General features: G+C 72.8%; 9 protein-coding genes. 2 read left to right on the top strand and 7 right to left on the bottom strand.

Annotation, left to right across the window (positions count from 1 at the left end; genetic code table 11):
* Positions 1-2: 2 nt before the first annotated feature.
* The 3 genes from FHX37_RS22040 to FHX37_RS22030 form a co-directional block, all read right to left on the bottom strand.
* Positions 3-14,012, bottom strand: coding sequence for a non-ribosomal peptide synthetase (locus FHX37_RS22040; protein WP_141926202.1), 14,010 nt, complete (start codon positions 14,010-14,012; stop codon positions 3-5).
* A gap of 74 nt (positions 14,013-14,086) precedes the next feature.
* Complete coding sequence (locus FHX37_RS22035) at positions 14,087-15,442, bottom strand: serine hydrolase domain-containing protein (RefSeq protein ID WP_141926201.1); 1,356 nt, start codon at positions 15,440-15,442, stop codon at positions 14,087-14,089.
* Between the two features lie 794 nt (positions 15,443-16,236).
* Positions 16,237-16,479, bottom strand: coding sequence for a hypothetical protein (locus FHX37_RS22030; protein WP_141926200.1), 243 nt, complete (start codon positions 16,477-16,479; stop codon positions 16,237-16,239).
* Between the two features lie 188 nt (positions 16,480-16,667).
* Here FHX37_RS22030 and FHX37_RS22025 point away from each other — a divergent pair, with 188 nt between their 5' ends.
* Both FHX37_RS22025 and FHX37_RS22020 read left to right on the top strand, forming a co-directional pair.
* Positions 16,668-17,927 carry a sensor histidine kinase gene (locus FHX37_RS22025; protein ID WP_141926199.1) on the top strand — a complete coding sequence of 420 codons (1,260 nt, stop codon included), beginning with the start codon at positions 16,668-16,670 and terminating at the stop codon, positions 17,925-17,927.
* Positions 17,918-18,568, top strand: coding sequence for a response regulator transcription factor (locus FHX37_RS22020; RefSeq protein ID WP_141926198.1), 651 nt, complete (start codon positions 17,918-17,920; stop codon positions 18,566-18,568). Before FHX37_RS22025 ends, FHX37_RS22020 begins: the two co-directional genes overlap by 10 nt.
* Before the next feature lie 112 nt (positions 18,569-18,680).
* On the opposite strand, the gene FHX37_RS22015 is transcribed toward FHX37_RS22020, so the two are convergent.
* From FHX37_RS22015 to FHX37_RS22000, 4 genes are all read right to left on the bottom strand, one after another.
* Positions 18,681-19,121 (bottom strand): SRPBCC family protein, encoded by a 441-nt coding sequence (locus FHX37_RS22015; protein ID WP_141926197.1) that lies wholly within the window; start codon positions 19,119-19,121, stop codon positions 18,681-18,683.
* A gap of 13 nt (positions 19,122-19,134) precedes the next feature.
* Positions 19,135-20,103 (bottom strand): NUDIX domain-containing protein, encoded by a 969-nt coding sequence (locus tag FHX37_RS22010; protein ID WP_141926196.1) that lies wholly within the window; start codon positions 20,101-20,103, stop codon positions 19,135-19,137.
* Between the two features lie 191 nt (positions 20,104-20,294).
* Positions 20,295-21,200 carry a CPBP family intramembrane glutamic endopeptidase gene (locus FHX37_RS22005; RefSeq protein ID WP_246062512.1) on the bottom strand — a complete coding sequence of 302 codons (906 nt, stop codon included), beginning with the start codon at positions 21,198-21,200 and terminating at the stop codon, positions 20,295-20,297.
* Positions 21,201-21,453: 253 nt separating this feature from the next.
* Complete coding sequence (locus tag FHX37_RS22000; protein ID WP_141926194.1) at positions 21,454-21,921, bottom strand: flavodoxin family protein; 468 nt, start codon at positions 21,919-21,921, stop codon at positions 21,454-21,456.
* Positions 21,922-21,944 lie beyond the last annotated feature (23 nt).

Genomic DNA, 21,944 nt, shown 5'->3' with positions numbered 1-21,944 from the left:
GGTCAGGTGGCGAGCTGTTCCAGGAGGAGGTCCTCCACGGCCGCCGCGTACTCCCGCAGGGTCTGGTGGTCGAACAGGGTCCGGGTGGGCACGGTGACGCCCAGGGTGTCGCCGAGTTCGGCCACCACCCGGATGTTGGTGACGGAGTCGCCGCCCATGTCGAAGAAGTTGTCGGCGCGGCCCACCCGGTCCTGGTTGAGGACCCGGCACCAGGTGTCGGCGATGACCTCCTCCGTCACCGTCTCCGGCTCCTCGTGGGCGGGGCCGTCGCCGCCGTGCGCCCAGGCGGGCTCGGGCAGGGCCCGCCGGTCGACCTTCCGGTTGCGGGTGAGCGGAAGCTCCGGCAGCACGGTGACCACGGCGGGCACCATGTAGGCGGGCAGGGTTCGGGAGAGCTCCCCGGTGACGGACTCCGGTGCGGGGTCGTGCCCGTCGGCGGGGGTGAGGTAGGCCGCCAGCGCCCTCCCGCCGGAGGGCCGTTCCACCACGGCGGCGGCCGCCTGGGCCACCCCGGCGCAGCGGGCGAGGGCGTTCTCCACCTCGCCCAGTTCGATCCGGTGTCCGCGGATCTTGACCTGGTCGTCCAGGCGGCCGCGGAACTCGAGCTGGCCGTCGGCGTCCCACCGCGCGGCGTCGCCGGTGCGGTACAGCCGAGCGCCGGGGGTGAACGGGTCGGCGACGAACCGTTCCGCCGTCAGGCCGGGTTGTCCCTCGTAGCCGCGGGCGTTCCCGGCGCCGGCCAGGTACAGCTCTCCGGTGGCTCCCGCGGGCACCCGGCGCAGGGCGGGGTCGAGGACGTAGCAGCGGGTCCCGTCCAGGGGCCGTCCGATGGGTGGCGTCCCGCCTGGCGTGTCCTCGTCGGTCATCGGCGCGCAGGTGGCGAAGGTCGTGGTCTCCGTGGGGCCGTAGGCGTTGACGACCGCGGTGTCCGGGCAGGCGCGCGCCACGCGTGCGCACGCCTCGGGGTCTGCCGCCTCACCGCCGTTCCACACCTCGCGCAGGCCCGCGAAGCACTCCGGGTCCTGGTGCGCCAGCAGGTTGAACAGGGAGGTGGTGACGAACGCGGCGGTCACGCCGTCCTTGGCGGCACTGGCCCGGACGGTGTCCGGCGAGAGGTCGCTGTCGGGGGCGACGACGACGGTGCCGCCGTTGAGCAGCGGCACCCACACCTCGTAGGTGGCGGCGTCGAACGCGTGCGGGGAGTGGAACAGCACCCTTTCGTGGGCCGACCACCGGTGGTCGGCCGCGAGCGCCGTGACGTTGCGGTGCTCCACCACGACGCCCTTGGGCACACCGGTGGATCCGGAGGTGAACATGGTGTAGGCGGCGGCGCCCGCGGGCACCCGGCCCGGGGGTGGTGCCGGTGGCGCCGCCGGGGTTGCGGACACGGGACGCGGGTCCGCCCCGGGGCCGTAGGTGACCAGGTCCAGCTCCGGTGCCTCGGTGAACCGCCCGGTGCGGTCCGGGTCGGTGACGGCGACGGTGGCGCCCGCGCCGCGGGCGAGTTCCGCCACGCGTTCCTCGGGGGCGGAGTCGTGCACCGGCACGTAGGCGGCGCCGGTCCTGAGGACGCCGAGCATGGCCGCGACCAGTTCGGCCGAGCGCGGCATCAGCAGCACCACCCGGGAGTCGTGCCCGACGCCGCGGGAGCGCAGCAGCTCGGCGACGGACTCGGAGCGGGTGTCCAGCTCGGCGTAGGACCACCCCTGCCCGTCCGGGCCGACCACGGCCGTGCTGTCGGGGGTGCGGCGCGCCTGGCGCGCGAACACCTCGGTGACCGGCTCCTCGGGGGAGGCGAGCGGGTGCCCGTGCGCGAACCCGGCGGCTTCCCGGGGGTCGGCGCCGGCGACGCGGCCCAGCGGCCGGTCCGGGTCGCCGGTGAGGGAGGCGATGATCCGTTCCAGGTCGGCCAGCAGGCGCCGCGCCGTGGCGGTGTCGAACAGCTCGGGGTCGTGCCCCAGCAGGAAGCGGATGTCGTCGGCGGCGTAGGCGCTGAGCGTCAGGGGGTAGTTGGTGGCGTCGTTTCCGGTGACGCTCTCCACCCGCAGCCCGTGCTCGGCCGCGGCCTCCTGGTCCACCGGGTAGTTCTCGAACACCACCAGGCTGTCGAACAGCGGGGCACCGCCGGAGAGGCCCGCCTCGTTCTGGATGCGTGCCAGGGACACGTGGTCGTGGCCGCGGGCGGCCGCCTGCTCCTCCTGGATGGTGCCGAGCCAGTCGGCGGCGGTGGCGGGAGGATCGACGCGCACCCGCACCGGCAGCGTGTTGATGAACAACCCCACCGCCGACTCCACACCCGCCAACTCGGCCGGACGACCCGACGTCGTCGCACCGAACACCACATCGTCGCGGCCCGAGTAAGCCGACAGCACCAGCGCCCAGGCGCCCTGCACCACCGCGTTCACCGTCACACCCTGAGCACGGGTGAACTCCCGCACGTCGGCGGCGACGCCGTCCGGCAGCGCGTGCTCCACGCGCGCCGAGGAGGACGCCGAGCGCACGTCGCGCGGCACGCGGTCGTAGGGCAGCGGCGTACGGTCCTGCACTCCGGAGAGTACGCCGCGCCAGTAGGACAACCCCGCCTCGGCGTCCCGACCCGACAACCACGACACGTACTCCCGGAACGGCATCCGCTCACCCACCGGGGCACCCCGGTAAGCCGCGAACACGTCCTGCACCACCAGCGGCAGACTCCACCCGTCCGCCAGAACATGGTGGAACGTCCACACCATAACCACCCGGGTGTCACTCACCCGCACCAGCACCACCCGCACCAGCGGCACCCGCTGCAGATCCACACCCGCGGCCTCGTCCTCAGCCAACAACGCCGACAACGCCGCGTCCCGTTGGTCGGGGGAACGGTCCCGCCAGTCCTTCTCCTCCACCGGAACCGTCACGTCTCGGTGCACCACCTGCACGGGGTCACCGGAGCCCGGCCAGGCGATGGAGGTGCGCAGCACCGGCGTCGCGTCCACCACCCGCTGCCAGGCCCGCGCCAGAGCAGCCGTGTCGGACACCCCCTCCACCTCGACCACGACCTGCTCCACATACGCGTTCGAATCCGGCTCCAACAGCGAATGGAACACCATCCCCTGCTGCATCGGCGTCAACGCATACACGTCGGCCACACCGGAGCCCGAACCCGCGACCCGGTCCACACCCGCTTGGTCCAACCCCGCCAACGGAAAGTCCGAGGGCACCACACCACCCGAGCCCGCCGACAGGCACCACGACACCAACTCCTCCACCGCCGACACGAACTCCCCAGCGAGACGACGCACCGTCTCCGGATCGTGGGTGGTGTCGGAGAAGGCCCAGTCAAGGACGAGCTGTTCGTCGGCGTCGACGCGCGCGACCACGTCGAGGAGGTGGGCGCGGGTCTCGTCCGGGCTCTCGGAGCTGTCGAGGGTGAGGGAGGTGTAGGGGGCGTCCCCGTCGCTGGCGGTGTCGAACCGGCCCAGGTAGTTGAAGCTCACCGCCGGCGCCGGCACCCCGGCAAGAGCCTCCCGCTGGCCCGGCGACCCCAGGTAGCGCAACGCGCCGAAGCCGAGGCCGCGCCGCGGCACCGACCGCAGCCCCTCCTTCGTGTGTTTGAGCTGGCTGTCCCAGTCGCCGGCGGAGGACACCACCACCGGGAACATGCTGGTGAACCACCCCACGGTGCGCGACACGTCCACGCCGGGGACCACGTCCTCCCGGCCGTGGCCCTCGACGTCCACGATCGTCCGCTGGGCGCCGGACCAGCCGCACACCACCCGGCCGAACACCGCCAGCAGCGCCTCGTCCACCCGGATCCGGAACGACTCGGCGACCTCGAACAGCAGCGCCCGGGTGGTCTCCGCCGGTACGCGCACCGAGACCGTGTCCTCGGTGGCGACCAGGTTGGAACCGCCGGGGGTGTCCACGGGGATTCGGGGGTCGGCTCCGGCGGTGGTGTCGTTCCAGTAGTCGGTCTCGTCGTCGAAAACGCCCTCGTGCACCAGCCGCGCCAGCTCCCGCGCCCACACCGGGAACGGGGTCGACTTCTCCCCCAGGTCCACCGGCCGGCCCGCCTCCCGCTGGCGGTAGGCGCGCGTGAGGTCGGACAGCAGCACCCGCCAGGACACCCCGTCCACCACCAGGTGGTGGGCAACCAGCACCAGGCGCGGCGCCGCGTCCGCACCGGCGTCCACGAACACCGCCCGCAGCACCGGACCGTTCGCGAGGTCGATAGCGCCGTTCAGCCGGTCGCGGTGGTGCCGGGTGAGGGTGTCGGTGTCCTCGCGGGCGGCAGTGGCGTCCACGTGGTCGACGAGGCGGGCGGGGTCGTGTGTCTCGGCGATGGTTAGTTCGGGGGCGCCGCCGTGTCCGCGGGTCACCCGCAGGCGGAGCATGTCGTGGTGCTCGGCCAGCGCCGCCACCGCCTCGGCCGTCGTCCCCGCGTCGGCGCCCGGTTCCAGTTCCAGTGACACCGACATGGTGAAGTGGTCCGGGTCTACGGTGTGGGAGGCGAAGAACCACGACACGATCGGTGTCGCCGCCACCGGACCCGACACCGGGCCCGTCACCGGGGTCTGGCCCGACTCCTCCCAGTGGGCCGCCCGCGCCAGTTCCGCCACTGTCGGCCGCGCGAACACGTCCCGGGACGTCACCACCACGCCGGCACGCCGCGCCCGCGCCACCACCTGGATACTCAGGATCGAATCCCCGCCCAGAGCGAAGAATCCGTCGAACACCCCCACCCGGGACACACCCAGAACCGAGGCGAACACCTCCGCCAACACGCGTTCCACCTCCGAACGCGGCGGCTGGTAGTCGTCACCCGCCGCGTCCCACTCCGGAACCGGCAACGCCCGGTAGTCCGTCTTCCCGTTCGGCGTCAACGGCAACGCGTCCAGCACGACCACGGCGGCGGGGACCATGTGGCTCGGCAGGCTCGAGGACAGGCGCGACCGCAGCTCGGCGGGGTCGGGCGCGGTGCCGTCCTCGCCGGCGACGTAGCCGACGAGGGTGCGCACACCGGGGGTGTCCTCGCGGGCGAGGGCGGCAGCCTGGCGCACCCCGGGCAGAGCGGCGAGCGCGGCCTCGACCTCACCGGGTTCGATCCGGAACCCCCGGATCTTCACCTGGGAATCCGCCCGACCCACGAACTCCAACTCCCCGTCCGCGCCCCACCGCACCAGATCCCCGGTGCGATACATCCGCTCCCCCGAAACGAACGGATCAGCCACGAACCGCTCAGCCGTCAACCCCGCACGACCCAGATAACCGCGGCCGACCCCGGCGCCGCCGATGTGGAGCTCACCCACCACCCCGGTGGGCACGGGACGCAGGAAAACGTCCAGCACGTAGGTCCGCGCGCCCTGGACGGGACGCCCGATGCCGGGGGTGCGGCCCACGGCAAGGGGGTCGCTGAGGGAGGCGGCGATGGTGGCCTCGGTGGGGCCGTAGGCGTTGACCATCCGCCGCCCGGGGGCCCAGCGGTCCACGAGCTCGGCCGAGCATGCCTCCGCCCCGACGACGAGGGTGCGCAGGTCGGGGTAGTCGCCCTCGGGCACGGAGGCCAGCAGCGACGGCGGGATGATGGTGAGGGACACGCGGTAGCGCGTCAGGACGTCGGCGAGGTCCTCGCCCACGAGCGGACCGGCCGGCGGGACGGCGAGGGCGGCTCCGGCGCCGAAGGCCATGAGCACCTCCATCACGGAGGCGTCGAAGCTGGGCGAGGCGAGCTGCAGCACCCGGAAGTCGGGGGTGGTGCCGAACCGGTGCGCCATCGTCGCGGCGAGTTCGGACACGCCCCGGTGGGGGACGACGGTGCCCTTCGGTTTTCCGGTGGAACCGGAGGTGTGGATGGTGTAGGCGGCGTCGTCCGGACCGGCGGCGCCGTCGTCGGGCGGTTCCTCCCCTCCGGGGTCACCGGCGAGGGCCGCGGCGACGGTGAGCAGGCGCGGCCCCTCGGGCAGACCGTCACACCACCCGTCGTCGGTGAGGATGACGGGCACGGCGGCGTCGGTGACGACGAACCGTTGCCGTTCGGCGGGGTAGTCCGGGTCGATCGGCAGGTAGGCGGCGCCGGCCTTCATCGTGCCGAGCAGGGCGGTGACCAGGTCGAGGCCGCGTTTCAGGGCGACGCCGACGGTGTGGCCGCGACCGATCCCCTGGCCGCGCAGGTAGCGGGCCAGTGCGTGGGCGCGCGCGTCCAGCTCGGCGTAGGACCACTCCTCGTGTTCCAGCACCAGCGCGGGCGCGTGGGGGGTGTTCCGCGCGTGGTGGGCGAACAGCTGGGGCAGGGTGCGCCCGTCGCCGGCCGGCTGTCCGGAACCGAGGGCGAGCGCGCGGCGTTCCTCGTCCGGTTCGCACAGCGGCACCCGGACGATGGGGCGCTGCGGGTCGCTGACGAGGTGTTCCACGGTGGCGGCGAGGCGGGCCAGCACGGCCTCGGCGGTGGCGGTGTCGAACAGGTCGGGGTCGTACTTCAGCTGCAGTTCGATCGTCTCGCCGCCGTAGGCGACGACGGTGAGCGGGTAGTTGGTGGCCTCGTGGGCGGTGACGCTCTCCACCCGCAGCCCGTGCTCGGCCGCGGCCTCCTGGTCCACCGGGTAGTTCTCGAACACCACCAGGCTGTCGAACAGCGGGGTTTCGCCCGGCATGTCGGAGCTCGCCTGGACGCGCGACAGCGGCAGGTACTCGTACTGGCGGGCCTCGACCAGGGAGGTGTTCACGCGGGTGAGCCAGTCGGCGGCGGTGGCGGAAGGATCGACGCGCACCCGCACCGGCAGCGTGTTGATGAACAACCCCACCGCCGACTCCACACCCGCCAACTCGGCCGGACGACCCGACGTCGTCGCACCGAACACCACATCGTCACGGCCCGAGTAAGCCGACAGCACCAGCGCCCAGGCGCCCTGCACCACCGCGTTCACCGTCACACCCTGAGAACGGGTGAACTCCCGCACGTCGGCGGCGGCCTCCGCGGGAACCACACGCTCCACGCGCGCTGACGACCGGGCGGCGCGCACCTGGTCCGGTGTCCGGTCGTAGGGCAGCGGGGTGGGCTCGTCCACTCCGGAGAGTACGCCGCGCCAGTAGGACAACCCCGCCTCGGCGTCCCGACCCGACAACCACGACACGTACTCCCGGAACGGCATCCGCTCACCCACCGGCAACCCCCGGTAAGCCGCGAACACGTCCTGCACCACCAGCGGAAGACTCCACCCGTCCGCCAACACGTGATGGAACGTCCACACCATCACCACCCGGGTGTCACTCACCCGCACCAGCACCACCCGCACCAGCGGCACCCGCTGCAGATCCACACCCGCGGCCTCGTCCTCAGCCAACAACGCCGACAACGCCGCGGAACGCTCGTCGGTGTCGCGGGAGCGCCAGTCCAGTCGGGTGACGGGGAGTTCCGCCCCGGTGTGCACCACCTGTACCGGTGTGCCCGAGTCGGGCCAGGCGATGGAGGTGCGCAGCACCGGCGTCGCGTCCACCACCCGCTGCCAGGCCCGCGCCAGAGCAGCCGTGTCGGACACCCCCTCCACCTCGACCACGACCTGCTCCACATACGCGTTCGAATCCGGCTCCAACAGCGAATGGAACACCATCCCCTGCTGCATCGGCGTCAACGCATACACGTCGGCCACACCGGAGCCCGAACCCGCGACCCGGTCCACACCCGCTTGGTCCAACCCCGCCAACGGAAAGTCCGAGGGCACCACACCACCCGAGCCCGCCGACAGGCACCACGACACCAACTCCTCCACCGCCGACACGAACTCCCCAGCGAGACGACGCACCGTCTCCGGATCGTGGATGTCGCGGGAGAACATCCAGTCCAGGGTGATCCCGTCGCCCTCCTGCCATCCGACGACGTCCAGCACGTGCGGGCGTTCCTCGGCGGGGGCGTACTCCCCGCCGGGGTTCAGGGTGAGGGAGGTGTAGGGGGCGTCCCCGTCGCTGGCGGTGTCGAACCGGCCCAGGTAGTTGAAGCTCACCGCCGGCGTCGGCACCCCGGCAAGAGCCTCCCGCTGGCCCGGCGACCCCAGGTAGCGCAACGCGCCGAAACCGAGGCCGGTGCGGGGGACCGAGCGCACCTCCTCCTTGGTGGTCCGGAGCTGCTCCTCCCACGAGGGGGCGACGCCCAGCCCCACCGGGAACATGCTGGTGAACCACCCCACGGTGCGCGACAGGTCGACGCCCGCGAGCTCCTCGGCGCGGCCGTGGGACTCCATGTCCACCACCACCCGTGGGGCCTCGGACCAGTCGCCCACCACGCGGGCCAGCGCCGCCAGCAGCGCCTCGTCGACCCGGACCCGGAACCCGTCCGGGACCGTGCGCAGCAACGCCCGGGCGGTCCCGGACGGGAGGGTGACCGACACCGTGTCCTGGCTGGACATGGGGCCGTTCCCGGTCGTGTCGTGGTCGCGCGGCACCTCGGGTTCGGCGCCGGCCGTGCTGGTGGTCCAGTGGTCGGTCTCGTCGTCGAAGTCCCCGGCCTCCACCATCCGGGCCAGTTCGCGTGCCCACACCGGGAAGGGGGTGCTCCGCGGCCCCAGGTCCACCGGCCGGCCCGCCTCCCGCTGGCGGTAGGCGCGCGTGAGGTCGGCCAACAGGATCCGCCAGGACACCCCGTCCACCACCAGGTGGTGGGCCACCAGCACCAGGCGCGGCGCCGCGTCCGCACCGGCGTCCACGAACACCGCCCGCAGCACCGGACCGTTCGCGAGGTCGAGGCTGGCCTGGGCCCGCCGGATCTCCGCGTCGGTGCGCTGCGCGCGTTCCGCCTCCCCGGCCTGTGACAGGTCGAGGGTGGTGAACGCGACCGCGTCCGGGGCGGGTTCCGCGATCCGCATCTGCTGCTGGTCGTCGGCGCGTAGGCGGAGCATGTCGTGGTGCTCGGCCAGCGCCGCCACCGCCTCGGCCGTCGTCCCCGCGTCGGCGCCCGGTTCCAGTTCCAGTGACACCGACATGTTGAAGTGGTCCGGGGCCACCGTGTGGGAGGCGAAGAACCACGACACGATCGGCGTCGCCGCCACCGGACCCGACACCGGGCCCGATGCGGCCGCCTCGGTCTCCTCCCACCGGGCCGCCTCGGCCAGGCCCGCCACTGTCGGCCGCGCGAACACGTCCCGGGACGTCACCACCACACCCTGGCGCCGCGCCCGCGCCACCACCTGGATACTCAGGATCGAATCCCCACCCAGAGCGAAGAACCCGTCGAACACCCCCACCCGGGACACACCCAGAACCGAGGCGAACACCTCCGCCAACACCCGCTCGGTCTCCGAACGCGGCGGCTGGTAGTCCTCACCCACCGCGTCCCACTCCGGAACCGGCAACGCCCGGTAGTCCGTCTTCCCGTTCGGCGTCAACGGCAACGCGTCCAGCGCGGTCAGCGAGGCCGGGACCATGTACTCGGGGAGCTCCTCGGCGAGCGCGGCGCGGACGCGTTCCACCCCGACCGGCCGCTGGTTGTCGCGTTCCACCACGTATCCGGCGAGCTGGCGCCCGCCGCTGGCGGCGGTGACCACGGTGACGGCGGCTTCCGCGACGTCGGGCAGGCGCAGCAGCGCGGCCTCGACCTCGCCGGGTTCGATCCGGAACCCGCGGATCTTCACCTGGGCGTCGGCCCGACCCACGAACTCCAGCTCCCCCTGCGGGGTCCACCGCACCAGGTCCCCGGTGCGGTACATCCGCTCCCCCACCGTGAACGGGTCGGCCACGAACCGTTCGGCCGTCACCCGCGCACGGCCCAGGTAACCGCGGGCCATGCCGGCGCCGCCGATGTGGAGCTCACCCACCACCCCGGTGGGTACGGGGCGCAGGAAGGCGTCCAGCACGTAGGTCCGGGTGCCGTCCAGCGGGCCGCCGATGGGCAGGGTGTCGGGGATGTCCTCCGCGTCCGCCACCGGGTGGACGGTGCTGAACGTCGTCATCTCGGTGGGGCCGTAGATGTTGTGCAGCCGGGTGCGCGGCGCGGCCTCGGCGACCCGGCGAAGGGCGTGCGGGTTGGCGGCCTCCCCGCCGGTCAGCACCTCGCGCAGTCCGGCGAAGCAGGACGGGTCCTGGGTCGCGAGCAGGTTGAACAGTGCCGAGGTGAGGAACGCGGCCGTCACGCCGGAGGCGGTGGTCACCTCGGCGAACGTGTCGGCGTCGAGCTGCCCGGGCGGGGCGACGACGACGGTGCCGCCGGTCAGCAGCGGCACCCACACCTCGTAGGTGGCGGCGTCGAACGCGTGCGAGGAGTGGAACAGCACCCGCTCGTGGGCCGACCACCGGTGGTCGGCGGCCAGGCGGACGATGCTCTCGTGGGAGACCACGACGCCCTTGGGCACACCGGTGGATCCGGAGGTGAACATGGTGTAGGCGGCGCTGCCGGGCGCGACGGCGCCGTGGTGGTGCCCGGCGCCGGTGGTGGGGGCCGCGCCGGTGGTCCCGGCCACGGTTCCGCCGGGTTCCAGGATGACGGTGGGCAGGCCACCGGCCCCCGCGGCGTGCTCGACGCGGTCCCGGTCGGTGACGACCGCGGCGGCGCCGGTCTCTCCGGCCAGCAGCCGCACCCGCTCGGCGGGGTCGCCCGGGTGCACGGGGACGTAGGCGCCGCCGGCGCGCAGCACCGCCAGCATCGCCACGACGGTGTGCGCGCCGCGTTCGGTCACCAGCATGACGGGGCTCGCGCTGGTGACGCCGCGGGCGGCGAGTTCCCCGGCGAGCAGGTGGGAGCGCTGTGCCAGCTCGGCGTAGGTGAGGTCACCGCCGGTGCCGGTGACCGCGACCGCGTGGGGGGTGTGCTCCGCGCGGCGCGCGAAGCGCGCCACGACCGTCTCGGCCGGGCCGGCGGGTCCGGACCCGCAGCGTTCGAGCACCGCCTCGCGTTCCGCGCCGGCCAGCGGTTCCAGCGCGGCCAGCCGCTGGTGGGGGCGGTCGGTGATGGTGGTGACGAGGCGGCGGAACCGTTCGGCGAGCCGGGCGACGGTGTCGCGGCGGAAGAGGTCGGTGTTGAACTCGACCGTGCCGCGGAGGCCGCCGCCGCGCTCCTCGAACTCGAACACGAGGTCGAACAGGGAGGAGGTGCGGGGCAGCGCCACCTCGGTGGTGTCCAGACCGGGCAGCTCCACCTCCTCGGTGGAGGCGTTCTGCAGCACCATCATGGCCTGGAAGAGGGGGGTGCGGGAGGGGTCGCGCTCCACGTCCAGGGCGTCCACGAGGCGGTCGAACGGGAGCTCGTTGTCGAAGGCGTCCAGGACGGTGGTGCGGACGTCGTCGACGAACGACCCCACCGTGGCGCCGCCGTCCAGGCGCGACCGCAGCACCAGGGTGTTGACGAAGAACCCGATGAGGTCCTCGACCTGGCGGTGGGACCGGCCGGCGGTGGCGACGCCGAGGGCGACGTCGCGGCTGCCGGACTGGTTGGCGAGCAGCAGCTGCACCGCCGCGGCGAGCGTCACGAACAGGGTGGTGCCGCGCTGGCGGCCGAGTTCCCGCAGCGCGGCGGTGTCCTCCTCGGGGAGGTCGAACGTCAGCACGGCGCCGGCGGTGGTGCGGGTGTCGGGCCGGGGGTGGTCGGTGGGCAGCGCCAGCGGGGGGACGTCGTGCAGCTGGCGCCGCCAGTAGGCGACGCGGTCCGCGACGGCCCCGGGATCCCACGCGTGCTGCTCGTGGGCGGCGAAGTCCGCGTACTGGATGTCCAGCTCGGGCAGGTCCGGACGCGCTCCGTCCGTCGCCGCCTCGACGCGGTACAGCTCACCGAGGTCGCGCGCCAGGACGCGCAGCGACCACCCGTCGCTGGCGATGTGGTGCACGCTCAGCACGAGCACGTGGTCCTCGGCCGCGAGGGTGAACAGCCCCGCGCGAAACACCGGGCCGTTCTCCAGGTCGAACGGGGTCTCCACCTCGGCGAGCAGGGCCTCGTCCAGCTTCCGGTCCCGCTGTTCGGCGGGCAGGTGGCTGAGGTCGGTGGTCTCCAGGGCGAGGGTGTGGTCCCGGGGCGCGACGACGCGCTGCTCGGGTTCCCCGTCCACCTCCGCGAACCGGGTGCGCAGGGTCTCGTGGCGCAGGGCGAGCCGTTCCAGCGCGCGGGCCAGCGCGCCGGTGTCCAGCGGGCCGCGCATCCGGTGGGCGGTTCCGGTGTAGTACTCCACGCTGGCAGTGTCGTAGCGGTCCAGGAACCAGAGGCGGCGCTGCGCGAACGACAGCGGGAGTCTCCCGCCGCGGTCCGCGGGTGTGATGGTGCCGCCCGCCTCACCCATGCCGGCGGCGGCCAGCGCGGCGGCGGTGCGGTCGCGGAACAGGGTGCGCTGGTCCGGGGCCGCACCGAGCCGTTCGGCGATGCGGGAGAGGGCGCGCAGCGCGACGATGGAGTCGCCGCCCAGGTCGAAGAAGTCGTCGTGCACTCCGACCCGGTCCGTGCCCAGAACCTCGGCGAACACCTCGGTGACGACCCGTTCGGTGGCGTCGCGCGGCGGGGTGGTGTCCCCGGCGGGGCCGGTCGGGTCGGGCAGGGCGGCGTGGTCGGTTTTCCCGTTGGCGTTCAGCGGCATGGCCCCCAGCACGGTGACCGCCGCCGGAACCATGTAGTCGGGGAGGCGCTGGGTCAGGGCCTCCCGCAGCTCGCCGGGGTCGGGATCGGGCGCGCCGGGGTCGGCGGTGACGTAGCCGAGCAGGCGCCGCACGCCCGAGGGGGCGGGGCGCACGGTGACGGCGGCGTCACCCACCCCGGGCAGGGCGGCGAGCGCGGCCTCGACCTCACCGGGTTCGATCCGGAACCCCCGGATCTTCACCTGGGAATCCGACCGACCCACGAACTCCAACTCCCCGTCCGCGCCCCACCGCACCAGATCCCCGGTGCGATACATCCGCTCCCCCGAAACGAACGGATCAGCCACGAACCGCTCAGCCGTCAACCCCGCACGACCCAGATAACCGCGGGCCACTCCGGGCCCGCCCACGTACAGTTCTCCCGTCCCGCCGCTGGGGACCGGCCGCATCCCGCTGTCGAGGACACGCAGCCGCGCCCCGTCCAGTCCCGTGCCGATGGGGGCGGGGTCGCCGTCGGCGAGGTCGGCGCGGAACCGGTGGTGGGTGGCGAACGTGGTGGTTTCGGTGGGGCCGTAGCCGTTGGCGACCACCAGTCCCGGGCAGGCGTCCCGCACCCTGCGCACGGCGGGGATGTTGGCGGCCTCCCCACCGGTGGTGACCTCGCGCATCCCGGAGAAGCAGGCGGGGCCCTCACCGGCGAACAGAGTGAACAGGGAGGCGGTGACGAACGCGGCGTGGGGGTGGTGCTCGCGCACCAGCCGCCGCAGCCCGGCGGTGTCCAGGCGTCCGGGCGGGGCGACGACGACGGTGCCGCCGTTGAGCAGCGGCACCCACACCTCGTAGGTGGCGGCGTCGAACGCGTGCGAGGAGTGGAACAGCACCCGCTCGTGGGCCGACCACCGGTGGTCGGCGGCCAGCTGAACCACGTCGCGGTGGGTCACCGCCACCCCTTTGGGCCGGCCGGTGGAGCCGGAGGTGAACATGGTGTAGGCCAGCTGCCCCGGCAGCGCCGCGTCCGCCGCCCGCGGGGTATGAGCGGGTGCCTGCTGGTGGACGGTGCCGGTATCCAGGACGGGGGCGGGGCACTGGTCGGGCAGCCGGGGCGAGGAGGCCGGGTCGGTCAGGACGCAGGCGGCGCCGGTCTCCTCCAGCAGGGCGCGCACCCGCTCGGGTGGGAACGCGTCGTGCACGGGGACGTAGGCGCCGCCGGCGCGCAGCACCGCCAGCATCGCCACGACGGTGTGGGCGCCGCGCTCCAGGAGCAGGGCCACCTGCGACTCCGGCCCCACCCCGTTGTCCCGCAGCCGACCGGCGAGGCGGGCGGAGCGGTCCTCCAGCTCGGCGTAGGTCAGTTCCCCGCCCGGTCCCGTCACCGCGGCCGTGTCCGGGCTGGCCTCCGCCTGCCGGAGGAAGAGTGCGACGACGGTTCCCGGGTCGGAGCCGACGCGGGGTGTTCCGGCGGTGGCGCGTTGCTGGTGGTGGGCAGAAGGCATCGTCAGCTCCGAGGAGAGTGGGGGTCCGGGCGGCCGCGGGACGGAGGCGCGGGGGTACCTCCGGGTGTGTGGGGTCAGGCCGCCTTCAGCAGGGCGTGGGAGACGCGGCGCAGGGTCCGGCCGTTGTACTGCAGCGAGGAGATCGCCCGGGACTCCGGATCGCGCAGGAAACGGCCGGCGAAGGCCACCTGGTCCCGACCGGTGGCTTCCACCGTGCACGTCAGGTCGCTTCCGGCGGTGAGGTCGCCGGTGAACCCGTTGGACGCGGTGAAGGTCAGGCCGCCGCCGGGGCGATGGTCGATCCGCACCGTCAGGTCGCCGTTGGCGTACTCCCCGGCGAGTTCGTCGGCGGGGGCCACGAGGGCCGGGGACACGCTGGGTTGGCGGTAGTGGCCGACGTCCAGACCGCGCCGGTCCAGCTCGGTGACCAGGTCCTCCCAGAGCAGCAGACCGGTGGTGGCGTTGGTGGTGAGGGCGACGGCGCTGCCGCCGTCGGGGCTCAGCCGGACGTTGCAGGTGCCGCCGTCCAGTGTCCCGTCGTGTCCCCACCACGTGGTCTCGCGGGAGTGGAACAGGCCCCAGCCGGCGCCCCAGCCGTCGGCCAGGCCGAAGGGGGCGGCGGCGTCGACGCTGGTGCCCATCTCGCGCAGCACGGCGGGGTCGGCGATGCCGGTGTCGGGGTCGGCGTGCTGGGGGGCGAGGAACGCGCGGGCGAACCGCACGAGGTCGCGGGCGCTTCCGGCCAGCCCTCCGGCGGCGACCATGGTGGACTCGACGTAGAAGTCGACGGGTTCGGCGTGGCCGGTGCGCTTCTCGACGGCGTGCCCGCTGACGGCGGGATTGCGGGCCGAGGGCCAGCGGGCGTCGCGGAGGAAGGACACGTCCAGTCCGGCGGGCCGCAGGAGGTAGTCCTCCATGGTGTCCCACCAGCTCTGCCCGGTCAGGGCCTCGACGAGGTAGGCGGCGACGGCGTAGCCGGTGTTGGCGTAGGAGAACGCGGTTCCGGGGGCGTCCAGCATCCGCGCGCGCAGCACGGAGTTCAGGTAGCGCCGCATCGAGGAGGAGCGCAGTTGCTCCCCCTCGTGGTCGGAGGGCAGGCCCGCCGTGTGGCTGAGCAGCTGCCGCGGGGTGGCGCCGGCGAGGGGGTGCCGTTCGGGGATCTGGCCGCGCAGGTGGCCGGAGAGGGGAGCGTCGAGGTCGCAGTCCCCGTCCTCCACCAGCTGCATAACCAGAGCGGCGGTGAATATCTTCGCCACGGAACCGAACGCGAAGTGCGATTCCGTGGACACACGGCCGCCTTCTCCCGAACGTTCGACACCGTGGGTCAGATCGAACGTTCTTCCCTGGTGATAAACGGAAAGCTGGGCACCTGGAACGTGGTGGCGCTCCGCCAGGTCCCCCAGCATGAGACACAGATCACTCGCCTCCATGCTTTCTCCTTCCAGGAGGCCGCATCCATGCACTCGGGAGCGGTACCCGAAACAGGGGTATGTCCCGATATAGGACACAAGGTATGGCTGTCTATACCTCGGAAGGGTCGCCCATAGGATCGGAAAATGCAACCAAGTTGCGGAATACACCGAAAGTTCCTGAGAAAGGGCGTACAATCCGGTATCATGAGACCGGATCCAGGCGGGGCCAGCGTCCGCTATTGTGCCGCCACCACAGCGCAAGAAAGCACGTAACCGCAGGCCACAGGGAAGATGCGAAAACCATGCGGTAGCTCAAAGCGAGCGAAAGACTACGGATCGCGAGAATCGTATATTACCGGTGGGTTCATGTGTCGTGCGCCACACGCCGGGAAACCCGAAAAACATGCGGCTTTCCGGCGGAGCGGAGTGGCCAGCGAGAATGCGGCTACCGGCGAGTAGAATAAGAAGCGTGGTTATTGTGCACATCATTCGAGTCACTCGGCGTAGCCGGGTTTTCCGCTAACGGCCCTCATGCGCTTCACATTCGCCTGAGGAATGACTCAGAAACGAAACGAACGATTGTGCCTCCGGAAACATTCGCACTCCCAGCAATTATCATGCGGCACACAGGGCGCGACACGAAAAGTTGCCGAACAATGGTGACGGTGGCGCGGCGCCACGCACAGCCTAACGCCGCACCACCGCTGTGTCCGGCATTATGCGAAAAAAACGGAAACGCATGCTCCGGACGTGTTCCCACCACACCTCGAGGAACAGCGACGTGCGGACCCGCCGGGGACAACCACCCGGCCCTACCGGCGCGTCCGCACGTGATGAACCACCAACGCGACGATGCACGCGACCGTCACCACACCGAACGTCGCGCTCACCCACATGTTCATCCCGCCGAGCGAGGTCACCGAGTTCCCCGCCACCGAGATGACCAACAGTGTCCACAACACGACACGCAGACCGGCACCGGAGGAGCCGCGAACCGTACCTCGCGAGCTCGGGGAAGGACGTCCCTCCTCAGTCAGGCGGTACGGGTCACTCATTCTCACTCCTGTTGCGGCACGGTCGGACAGTCGAACACGGACGGTTGGACCTTACGCCCCGGCGGGGCCGGCCGACGATCCCGCACGCACCCCGGCCGGGGTGGCGCTGGCACCACCCCTCCCTTACCTCAGGGGCTACCGTCGGCGGGCGGCAGCCGCGGTGACCACCCGCAGCGGGAGGGAACGGTTTGACGGACAGCACGAACGACGGGACCGCGCCCGTCCGACCCGCCGACAGTGTGCGCGGCTCGCTGGCGTCGGTGGAACAGCTGGCGGGCGGTCTCACGACGGCGTTCCTGGCACTGCTCTCCCTCACCTCCCTGCTCGCAGCGGGGTTGGCGTGCCTGACCGGTGTCGGCCTGGCGCTGCTCGCCCCCGCGCTGCGGGGTCTGCGCGCGACCGCCGACCGGGAGCGCGCCCGCCTGTCCCGCATGGGCCCCGAGGTCCTGACCCCCTACGCCTCCCCGGTCCGGGGGTGGCGAAGCGCGCTCACCGAACTGCGCGCGGCGACGTTCGTCCGTGACGTCGGCTGGGCGTGCCTGCACGCCTCCGCCGGGCTGGCGCTGGGGCTGCTCGGGGTGCTCCTTCCCGTCGTCGCGGTGCGCGACACCACGTTCCCGGTGTGGTGGACGTTCCTGCCGGACGGAGCGGCCGGTTCCGCGCTCGGCCTGCCCGCGGGCGACTGGCCCACCGCCGCGCTGGTCGCCCTCATGGGGGTGGGGTGGTGCGCCATCGTCATCGGCCTGGGGCCGGGTATGGCCCGGCTGCAGGCCTACCCCGGCCGGGCGCTGCTGGGGCCTCCCCCCGGTGCGGAACTCGTCGACCGCATCACGGAGCTCACCGCCAGCCGGGCCGCCGCGCTCGACGCGCACACCCGCGAGCTGCGCAGGATCGAACGCAGCCTGCACGACGGCGCGCAGAGCCGGCTGGTCACGGTGGCGGTGCTGCTGGGATCGGCGCGTCGCGCGCTCGACCGCGACCGCGCCGCCGCCGAGTCCGCGCTGGAGCAGGCGCAGGAGTCGGCCGAGACCGCGCTGTCGGAACTGCGCGGGTTGAGCCGCGCCATCCTGCCGCCCGCCCTCGACCACGGGCTCGCCGACGCCCTCTCCGGGCTGGCGGCGGACTGCCCGCTGCCCTGCCAGGTCGACACCACCCAGCTGGCGCCCTGCCCGGTGTCCGTGGAGGCGGCCGCCTACTTCGCCGTCGCCGAGGCCCTCAGCAACGTCACCCAACACAGCGGTGCCACCCGCGCCGAGGTGTGGGCGGGCAAACGCGACGGGCGGCTCGTGGTGCGCGTCGTGGACGACGGGCGCGGCGGAGCCCGCGAGGACGAGGGGACCGGGCTGCGGGGTATACGGCAGCGCGCGCGGGCACACGATGGGACGGTGGAGGTCACCAGTCCCGACACCGGTTCGACCACCGTGCACGTGGAGCTCCCATGCGAGTAGTGATCGCCGACGATGACACGCTGCTGCGCGAGGGCGTGGCCTCGCTCCTGCGGGCGGAGGGGTTCACCGTGCTCGCGGCCGTGGCCGACGCCGAGGCGCTGTCGGCCGAGCTCGACCACCAGCGGCCCGACATAGCGGTGATCGACGTCCGCATGCCGCCCGCCTTCCGGGACGAGGGCATCCGCGCCGCGATCCGGGCGCGGCAGCGCTACCCCGAGCTTCCGGTGCTGGTCCTGTCCGCCTACGTCGAGGAGACGTTCGCCACCGAACTGTTGGAGACGGGCTCCGACGGTGTCGGCTACCTGCTCAAGGAGCGGGTCGGGCGGGTGGAGTCGTTCGTGGAGACACTGCGCCAGGTCGCCGGGGGGCAGACCCACATCGACCCGCACGTCGTCAACCAGCTCTTCGCCCGGACCCGGCGGTCGGACCCGCTGGACCGGCTGTCCGCGCGGGAACGGGACGTGCTGGCGCTGATGGCCGAGGGGCTCGGAAACGCGGCGATCTCCGCCCGGCTCGTGGTCAGCGAGGGGGCGGTGCAGAAACACATCCGCAGCATCTTCGCGAAGCTGGACCTCGACCCCGACGACAGCACCGACCGCCGGGTCGCGGCGGTGCTGCGGTTCCTGGACGCCACGCGTTGAGCGGACGCGCCGCCCGCGGACCGGCGGGTGCTCCGCTCCGCCCCGGCCCCGGGCCATGCCGAGGCGGCACCGGACGCGCCGCCCGCGACGGGCAGCGCCCGCCGGAGGGAAGTCAGCCGTCCTGTTCCGCGAGGCGCTTCAGCCGCGGCAGGGTGCGCTCGATACCGAGCGCGTTGCGCTGGGGGAAGCCCACCAGGATGTAGAACCACGTCCCGAACCGGGAGTAGTCGAACGTCTCGGTCACCCGGGTCGTCCCGTCCTCCAACGGTTCCAGCGTCCACCGCCAGCGGTGCCACGCGCCGTGCCGCCACGCCAGTCTCCGGTTCTCGCTGAACTCCACAACCTGGTTGCCGGTGCGGTAGTCGAGACCGCCCATGCGCATCCCCATGCCGAACCGGGAGCCCAGGGTAAGCCGTTCGGGGCCGCGGACCGCCTCGCGCACGGTGCCCGAGCCGTCGAACTCGGAGTGGCGGCGGGGATCGGCGAGGATGTCGAAGATCCGCTCGGCGGGAGCGTCGACCACGACGCTGCGGGAAACGCGGTGCTGTGCCATGTGGGTGATCCTCTCATCCAGCCGCCGCGTGCCGTTCGACGGCCGCCAGTGTACGGTCCGCCGCCGCGACGTGCAGGACCCAGAACTCGCCGGGTCGCAGCCCCAGCCGCTGCGATATGGGGGCTCCCAGCCGGGTGAGGGCTTCCCGCATCAGGTCCTGGACCAGCTCACCGTGGGTGCACACCAGGGTCGGCAGGCCGTCGGCGAGCAGGCGCGCGAACGCTGCGCGGGCCTGCTCGGAGGAGACCGGTTCGCTGTCGCCGGGACGGCTGTGGCGGGTGAGGGCGCGGTCGGTGCGGACCCGCACCCCGTGCTCCCTGGCGTAGGGGGACACGGTCTCGGCGCAGCGGGCGGCCGCCGAGCTGACCACGCGCGGGGTGCCGAACGCGGCCAGGATGCCCGCCAGCGCGTGGGCGTCGGCGCGGCCGGCCTCGTCCAGCGGACGCAGCAGCTCGTCGCCGTTCCACTCGCTGTCGTGCGAGCTTGCGTTGTGCAGCAGGATCACCGGGTAGGTGTCGGGCGGTGTGGTGTCGATGTCGTCCAGCACGTGGGCGTCGTGGCGGTAGCTGACGCGCTGGCGCGCCTCCGCCAGCGGGAACCAGGCGGCCTGGTCGGCCTCCCCGCCCGGGGAGAGGGACGGTCCGGTGTCCGGTGTGGCCGCCCACCACTCCACCCGCTTGGGCCACCCGCCGCTGAGGTAGCACCGGGACAGCAGACGGCGGCCCAGTACCGGCCGTACGCCGGTCTCCTCGCGCACGTCGCGCAGCGCGACGGTCAGCGGGTGCTCCCCGTGGTCCAGCCGGGCACTGGGCAGGGTCCAACCGCCGTGGCGGGGCTGGTGCACCAGCGCGACCTCGCGGGTGCCGCGCCCCTCGCGGCACAGCACGGCGCCGGCCGCCCGGATGGGTTCCGGGGGGCCGCTCGGCGCGGCGCCCCGGTGTGTGCCGGGGGGAACCGGCCCCGCGCTCGTGTGTTCAGCCATCGGCGTTTCGCAACTGTCGGTGCGCGCGCGGCGGGTGGCGTGTTCCGCCGCCCAGCGGGCTGCGGTCTCGCGCACCGCCGGCTCGGACGGGCCTGGGAGGCCGCTGACGCGGCCCGGTGCCTCGGGTGCACCGTCCAGGTTACGTGGTGCCGACTGCGGGCAGAGGGCCCGGTCTCTTGGATCCGCGGTACTCATTCGAACAGGCGCAGCGCGGGGGCGAGGACCAGGGTGAGCATCCCTCCGCGCAGGAGGACGTTCAACCAGATGTTGCGGTAGCACACCCACACGTAGCCGTAGAGCAGACCGAGCGGGCCGTAGGTCAGCAGGGCCGCCACGGCGTCGGTGACCAGGCCCTCGCCGGTGAGCGGGGCGAGTTCGTTGCGCCCGTCGGTCACGGCGTAGGTGGCGGCGAACAGCAGCGAGGTCAGCACGATGCCGCTCCACCGGCCGACGAGCTGTTCCAGCCTGCTCTGCAGCATGCCGCGGAAGAAGATCTCCTCGGGGATGCTGATCGCGACGAACGCCACCAGCGCCCCGAGCAGGGCCAGGTCCGGGGAGGGTAACGGTGTGGCGCGCAGCGGAAGAGCCACCAGCGCGATCGTGACCAGGGTGGGAAGCAGGCCAAACCAGCGCCATGGCTCGGTCACGCCCATGGCAAGGGCGGGCATGGCCGTCCCCTCCCCGGTGAGGGTGAAACCGGCCTGGTCCACGAACACCACGGGCAGGACGAACAGGAAGACGACCCGCACCGTGGGCACGTAGGGGGCGTCCGGTACCACCTGGCCGAACAGCAGGGACAGGCCGACGGTTCCGATGGCGAAGCACGCCAGGAAGAACAGCAGCCAGCGGAGCTCGGACCCCACCGGGTGGCCGGCCAACGCGTCCTGACATCGGCGCTCCAGGTCCCGGCGCTGCCGCGCTCGGGTGGTCAGCCACGCCAGCACCATGCCCACCGCCGCGGGGAGCCAGACGGTTTCCGCGACGGGACTCTGGTGCCAGGTGACAGCCGAGGGCAGCGCGGGGTGGGCGAAGAGCGCCGTTGCCAGCATCGCCACGCTCGCGAGCAGGCTCGCCCAGAATACCCATCCGTATGCCATCGTCACCGGCTTCTTTCGGGTCGGGCTTTCAGTCTGCCCCGATGAAAACTAAAAGTGACGTAATAGCTACGGTATGTCGCGGCTTTGCCTTCCGGTTCGGGCTCTGTTCGGTGGGTGCTGCCCGTCGCGAGCGGCGCGGCCGGCGCCGTGCCGGCGGGGACGGGAGAGGGAGCGGAGCGGAACTGCCGGCTGGCGGGAGCGCCGCCAGTCGGTGCTGGGGCGGAGCGCAGCGGAACGAGCGCGCCGAGCTGGCCTACTCCTCCCCGGCGTGTTCGAGCGCGGCCAGCGCGGTCACGGCCCCCAGTTCCCAGCAGGAGTCCCGGTCGTCGCCGTCGGGGTCGCCGACGACGGTGACCGGTGGGCGGTGGCGCTGCCAGGACATGCCCGAGGCGATCCCCTCCACCGCGCGCACCGCGCCGGTGGTGTCGCTGTTGCCGTGCACGTACAGGGAGTACGGCAGGCCCGCCGTGTCGGTGAGGCAGGGGTAGTAGACCGTGTCGAAGAAGTGTTTCAGCGCCCCGGACATGTAGCCGATGTTGGCCGTGGTGCCCAGGACGACCGCGTCGGCGGCGAGCACGTCGGGCACGGTCGCCCCCAGGGCGGGGCGGGTGTCGACCTCCACACCCGTGATGTCCTCGTTGCGCGCCCCGGACAGCACGGACTCGAGCATGGTCTGGACCGAGGGGGAGGGTGTGTGGTGAACGATGAGCAGGCGTGCCATGGGGCCAGGGTGGCACAGCCGAC

The organism is Haloactinospora alba (assembly GCF_006717075.1).
Classification (GTDB): Bacteria; Actinomycetota; Actinomycetes; order Streptosporangiales; family Streptosporangiaceae; genus Haloactinospora; species Haloactinospora alba.
The sequence above is the reverse complement of the archived record's forward strand: the minus strand, read 5'-3'. Positions and strand labels throughout refer to the sequence as shown.